Here is an 814-nt window from a genome sequence, read left to right as displayed (position 1 = left end):
CGCCGTGCTTGCCGGTGACCACGCCCGCCCCGCAAGGTCCAGCCCGGCGGTTTCCGGCGTTCGGCCCAGGGCCGCCAGCAACCGGTCCGCCCGGACCACGAGCGGGCCGCGTCCCTCGCTTCGGGGAACTTCCAGTTCCGCCTCCACGGCCCCACCGGATCCGCCAGGCCCGGCATTCCCCGCAGACACCGCTCGCAGCATCTTCACCGTGGCCCCGGCCAGCACGCGCACCCCGTCCGCAGCCAGGGCGGCATGCACCACGCCCGCCATGTCCGCATCGTCTCGCGGCAGGATGCGCGGGCCACGCAGCACCATGGTCACCCGCGACCCCAGCCGGGCGAAAGCCTGGGCCATCTCGCAGGCCATGGGTCCGCCGCCCAGCACCAGCAGCGAGGCGGGCAGCGCATCCAGCGAAAAGAGTTCGCGGTTGGTCAGGAAGGGAACCGTGGCCAGCCCCGGCAGGGGCGGCAGTTGCGGTGAGGAGCCCGTGGCCACGAGGATGCGTGCGGCGCTTACCCGCCGCCCGCCGATGTCCAGGGTGTGTTCGTCGCAAAAACGCGCCGGGCCGAAGCGCACGTCCACCCCCAGCCCGGTGAAACGCTGCGGCGAATCGTGGCGCTGGATGACGGTCTGCACCTCGCGGATGCGCCGGGCCACGGCGGCGAAGTCCACCGGCTCCAGTTCCGGCGCAGGCAGACCGAAGAACGCGGCGCGGCGCATGACATGACGCGCCCGGGCCGTGGCCAGCAGGGTCTTGCTGGGCACGCAGCCGTGGTGCAGGCAGTCGCCGCCCAGGGCGGGTTCACGCTCGGCC

General features: G+C 73.5%; 1 protein-coding gene. It reads right to left on the bottom strand.

The window, feature by feature from the left end; translation table 11 throughout:
- Window positions 1-814, bottom strand: an 814-nt coding sequence (locus tag FVW20_RS17220; protein WP_196610545.1) for an FAD-dependent oxidoreductase, incomplete at both ends; no start/stop codon positions are given.

The sequence above is a fragment of the Nitratidesulfovibrio oxamicus genome, assembly GCF_015731765.1.
Taxonomy (GTDB): domain Bacteria; phylum Desulfobacterota; class Desulfovibrionia; order Desulfovibrionales; family Desulfovibrionaceae; genus Cupidesulfovibrio; species Cupidesulfovibrio oxamicus.
This window is presented reverse-complemented; position numbering and strand designations above follow the sequence as displayed.